General features: G+C 37.3%; 5 protein-coding genes. 2 read left to right on the top strand and 3 right to left on the bottom strand.

All coding sequences use genetic code 11. The features are described 5' to 3' along the window. Window positions 1-139: 139 nt before the first annotated feature. Entirely contained in the window at window positions 140-685 is a 546-nt protein-coding gene (locus NGR58_RS09900; RefSeq protein WP_258089331.1) for a TetR/AcrR family transcriptional regulator, read from the bottom strand. A gap of 158 nt (window positions 686-843) precedes the next feature. Here NGR58_RS09900 and NGR58_RS09895 point away from each other — a divergent pair, with 158 nt between their 5' ends. Continuing rightward, window positions 844-1,692, top strand: a complete 849-nt coding sequence (locus tag NGR58_RS09895) for a hypothetical protein (protein ID WP_258089330.1) — start codon at window positions 844-846, stop codon at window positions 1,690-1,692. A 64-nt stretch (window positions 1,693-1,756) separates the two neighbouring features. Here the strand turns inward: NGR58_RS09895 and NGR58_RS09890 are convergent, their stop codons facing one another. Further along, the gene (locus NGR58_RS09890) at window positions 1,757-2,614 is read right to left on the bottom strand and encodes a class I SAM-dependent methyltransferase (protein WP_258089329.1); all 858 of its coding nucleotides are present in this window, start codon (window positions 2,612-2,614) and stop codon (window positions 1,757-1,759) included. 29 nt (window positions 2,615-2,643) lie between these two features. After that, window positions 2,644-3,978 carry a threonine/serine exporter family protein gene (locus NGR58_RS09885; RefSeq protein WP_407077160.1) on the bottom strand — a complete coding sequence of 445 codons (1,335 nt, stop codon included), beginning with the start codon at window positions 3,976-3,978 and terminating at the stop codon, window positions 2,644-2,646. A gap of 196 nt (window positions 3,979-4,174) precedes the next feature. Here NGR58_RS09885 and NGR58_RS09880 point away from each other — a divergent pair, with 196 nt between their 5' ends. Next, window positions 4,175-4,600, top strand: a complete 426-nt coding sequence (locus NGR58_RS09880) for an Hsp20/alpha crystallin family protein (protein WP_258089328.1) — start codon at window positions 4,175-4,177, stop codon at window positions 4,598-4,600. Window positions 4,601-4,767 lie beyond the last annotated feature (167 nt).

The following is a 4,767-nucleotide window of genomic DNA, read 5'->3' as shown; positions in this document are numbered from 1 at the left end:
TTCCGTATTTTATAAGGCGGAATACCTTGTAGATACATTGTGACAGCTTCAATTTGTACTTCTTTTGAAAACATAGTAAAACCCCGTAAGTTTTGGAAATTACTCCAACTTACGGGGTTCAGTTCATTTGAGAGTTTTTTTATTTATTAATAGCTGCCGACATTAGACCAATCCCATCCTTCAACTCTTCTCGTTTTGGTAACCGCCCTTCATTCAAAATGAAGTCAATATTACTCATCGCTAAACTAACCACTAAGTAAATGACAAAATCAGATGATTTACGGTTAAATATCTTTGAATAAATATCAACAAATAATTGTCGAAGTTGCGGATCAAAACTCATTTTCCCTAGAGAAATTTCTCTTAATAACTGAATGGTTTGTTTATTGTCTAATAAATAATCAACCAACTCATCGGAGAAGAAGTTATAACTATCAAAACTACTTTGTAAATGTCTTTGCTTTTCCCCTTGTTCAAAAGCATTTTTAAATGGTGTCAAATAATCTGTAATAAGTGCAGAAGCTAATTCAAATGTACTTGAATAATGTGTATAAAATGTTGTTCGATCAATCATACTTACCTTAGCTAGCTTAGTTACTGTCATATCATGGAATGGCATTACCAATAAGTGGTCAATAAATTTTTCCTTTATCATTGTTTCAGTTCTTAAAAATCTTAAATCCATGTACATTCCCCCCACTTTTATTCTACAACTGTTGCTTTATTATACACTATTTAAAATATTGACGTGTTAATTAATTGCCTTATTTTATATACTTCAGTTGTAAATTAATGAATAAAGTAATAAGTAATCGCACAACAACACAAAGGAGCATGATAATTATGGATAACTACACAATTAACTTTTCTGTGGATGGACAACCTGTTAGTGAAGAAGAAATTCTTGATATGGAGTTAAGTCGGTACCATCATGTTTTTAAAATATTCAACGATAAGAATATTGATATTAAAAAAGATAATACAATCATCCCCTATGAGGATTTGCTAAGACTACCTTTGTCTGAAGCAAAAGAAGCTTTAGCACAAACGCGTGAAAACATTGGTAAAGAAAAGACTTTGGAACTATTTAAACCTGAAATCGCGCGTGGTGATGACATGTGGACTGAAATTGCTAATAATTCACGTGAAGGTGTCAATATGCAAGAAGCCTATGTTGACGTTGAAGTACACGGTATTACCCTAGTACAGTTCATGATGTTTAATCAAAAATTGGCCAAGGAAAACAATCTATACATGCCTTCAACGATTCACCCAGAGCACTACTATTTTGATGCTGACAAAACTGGTAAACAAGTTATTATTGAAACATTTGGTATGTATAAAGATCCTTCATACCTTGACTTGAAGCCTGCCTCAATTGATCCTGATTTTTCAGTACAACCCAAAGAAAATGCTGATATCGTCATGGCTGGAAACACATTCCTAAAGAACACTGGCTTGGATACTAAAATGTTGGGTATGCACCAACTATCTAATACAGAAGACGGTATGAAGATTAAACTAGGTGTCTTGCTACCTGAAGGTGCTCCTAAAGACATTGCCGATGGCCATAAGTGGCACTTGATGGTTGAATTTAATAATGGGCTACACATTGCTGCCCAACAACATCCATCATTTATTCAACGGAAAGCGTTGGAAACAGCCATTCATCACATGGCAAAAAAGAATTAATTAGTTATAATACAAAACAGTGTCGAACGCATGATTGTTCGACACTGTTTTTCTTTATGACCACTTAATTTTTTCGAGCAACTATCGAAAATGTCAACGGAATTTGTGGATAGCCCGCTGGCAATACCCATCCTTCTTTATCACGATCAAAAATTAGCATTGGCAGTGATTGCCAATCCGTTTCCCGATGTTCTCCCATTGACTCAATCACTAACCCAGCTTCCCGTAAAGCCGAAATAATTTCTTGAAAATCGTGCGCCCAATTATGATTACGTTGATGAGTTAAGGTTTGTTTTTCAGAAGTATCCGTCACCACCGTATATGAAGTATCGGCATCATATGAGGATTCAGTACCACTAAAATAATCGTTCTTTATCGTCAATCCCTCATTATCAAGGGCAAATAATAATGGGTGGTTATCTCGAATCATAAAGATTCCGTCTGGCGCTAATAAATCTGCAATTGATTCTGCCCAATCTTTTAAATCAGGTAACCATGTAATCGTGCCTGCACTAGTTACCACGACATCAAATTGTCCTAATTTATCTGGTAAAGCAGCGGATGCAAAGCGAGCATCCCCTTCAACATAGGTAACAGCAGCGCCTGCTTGTTGTGTTAACCGATGTGCATGTTCTAATGAACGTGGTGAAAAGTCAAGTCCATGAACCGCTTGTGCACCCAGTCGCCACCAACTAATCGTATCATTACCAATATGGCATTGTAAGTGCAATAACCGCTGCCCTGTCAGCGACTGTTGTGGTAAAAATGGCTGTAACACATCTAAATCACGCTTAACTGTACCAGTAATGGCTGATGAATCTTTAACAAACTCACCTAAATCACCATAGCCCCCATTTGCATGAACATTTGCACGGTCTTCCCAACTTGCTAAATTATCACTAATATCATTTTGCCTTGTCATAGATTCCCCCTCACTTATTGATGCCTTAATTATTTGGCATGACGCCAATCAGGATCCATTATCATCCGAGCCACAATCAATCCAAGTGGTAGGCATAAAACAATCATCATGGCCGAAACAAACCATTGGGCACCATTGGCAATATTTCCCACACCAATATAATACATCGCACGGTACATATATAATCCCGGCACCATGATAACAATAGCAGGTACGGTCAATGAAATACGGGGATAGCCCATTCGTTTATGGAATAATGATGCTAAGATACCCGCAGTTAACGCACCAATGAAAGCCGCTGCTGCCGCAGGAAGAGGTGTTAAGTCAACTAATTCAAGGCGAAGTGTGTTGGCAACCGCACCAATCAAGCCGGCCGTTGCAGCCATCTTAACTGGACTGTTAAACATAATCGAGAAACCAAACACACCACAAAAACTTGCTGGAATTCTAAATAGACAAATTAACCATGGACCCAATCCTAATGGTAAGAAACTGTCTGGCTTTAAATCACTAGCTAACGCCACTAACCAACCGACGAGTGTTGCAATAACAATGATAGATACGGCATGCACCAATCGCTCAATACCCGACCGCATATCTGACTTGGCTAAATCTAACCCACTAGTAATAAAAGGAAATCCCGGAATCGCAAATAACATTGCCCCAATATAGCCCGCTTCATGACCCACATTGATGTTGAACAGTAACTCCAGTCCTCTTGAAAAAATCAAGTATGTTAAACAAGCCACTGCAACGCCCGCACCTAAACCGGCAAACAAGGTCAAATGCTTACCGTTCATTTTAGCTCGTGTATAATTACCTAATCCGGCACCAAAAAAGCTACACAACATTTCTACGGGACCACCACCTAGTAAGAACACGAAGGAACAACAGGCCAGTGCCGCAGCTAAACCAAGCAAGAACGGTGTATAATTACCCTTTTTTGCATTAATTTGATCCAATAGTCGATGAACATCTTTTACTTTCAGGAAAGCCCCTTCGTTTTGAAACATGGTCACAAACTGTTGCATATTAGTCAGCTTATCGGTATTTACGCCACTAGATTTTAATGATAACGACTCCGTGTAACTATTCACGCCATCAAAACATGTATATGAAATAGAAATCAAGCCAATATCTGCTGAACAATATATTTGTAAAATCCGTGCCATTGTGTTCATTGCTTCACGGACACGCCAGGCTCCTGTCCCACAAGACAGCATGATTAATCCTACTCGACCAACAATGATGGTCTTTTCTTTCAGCGATGCATTAATGACTAACTGATTGGCTTCTTTATCAGCAAGTTCTTTCCAAGGAATTTGCATATGATTGGCCATTAGTTCACCATCTTTTTCTACCATTTTTAAAAACCTTCTTTGTGTACATCAATTTTCAATACTTTTTATTGTAACATAGCTTTTCTGTAGCAATGATATTTCTTGACTACGTGTCCCAGATAGCAATTATTTGCAATCAAAAAAAGACACTCCTACAATAAAAGTAGAGATAGTGATGAACTTATCAATCTCAAATCATACAGTTTAGGAGGAAGTTATTATGGCAAACGAATTATCAAATCGTTTTAATGGTATGTTTCATGATTGGGATCACTTTTTTAATGATTTTAATCATCTAATGCCAGCATTTAATGTTGAAAATCAGCAATTGAAGAGTGATGTTGTAGATCTAGATGATCATTATGAAGTATCAATTGATGTTCCTGGAATTAATAAGAAAGATATTAATTTGAATTACCAAGGTGATACCCTAACAGTTACCGCTACAAAGCACGCTTCTAATACTGAAAAGGACGACGAGGGTAATGTTATCACCCGTGAGAGAACAGCCGGTCGTGTCCAACGTAACTATTACTTACCTGATGTGACGCTAGATAAAATCAAAGCCCACGTCGATGATGGTGTCTTAAACATTACATTACCAAAATCAGAAAATAGTCATAAACAACAGATTACGATTGATTAATTAATCGTTTTAGATTAAAAAAGCAAACACATATCTTGATGTGTGAACTGAACCCCGTAAGTTGGAGTAATTTCCAAAACTTACGGGGTTTTACTATGTTTTCAAAAGAAGTACAAATTGAAGCTGTCACAATGTATCTACAAGGTATTCCGCCTTATAAAATACGG

Source organism: Weissella fangxianensis (genome assembly GCF_024718545.1).
Classification (GTDB): Bacteria; Bacillota; Bacilli; order Lactobacillales; family Lactobacillaceae; genus Weissella; species Weissella fangxianensis.
This window is presented reverse-complemented; position numbering and strand designations above follow the sequence as displayed.

What these genes read in the sequence shown, in the direction of transcription:
- NGR58_RS09895 (WP_258089330.1), top strand. Translation starts at nt 844, where the DNA reads ATGGATAACTACACAATTAACTTTTCTGTGGATGGACAACCTGTTAGT.
- NGR58_RS09900 (WP_258089331.1), bottom strand. Translation starts at nt 685, where the DNA reads ATGGATTTAAGATTTTTAAGAACTGAAACAATGATAAAGGAAAAATTT.
- NGR58_RS09880 (WP_258089328.1), top strand. Translation starts at nt 4,175, where the DNA reads ATGGCAAACGAATTATCAAATCGTTTTAATGGTATGTTTCATGATTGG.
- NGR58_RS09890 (WP_258089329.1), bottom strand. Translation starts at nt 2,614, where the DNA reads ATGACAAGGCAAAATGATATTAGTGATAATTTAGCAAGTTGGGAAGAC.
- NGR58_RS09885 (WP_407077160.1), bottom strand. Translation starts at nt 3,978, where the DNA reads ATGGTAGAAAAAGATGGTGAACTAATGGCCAATCATATGCAAATTCCT.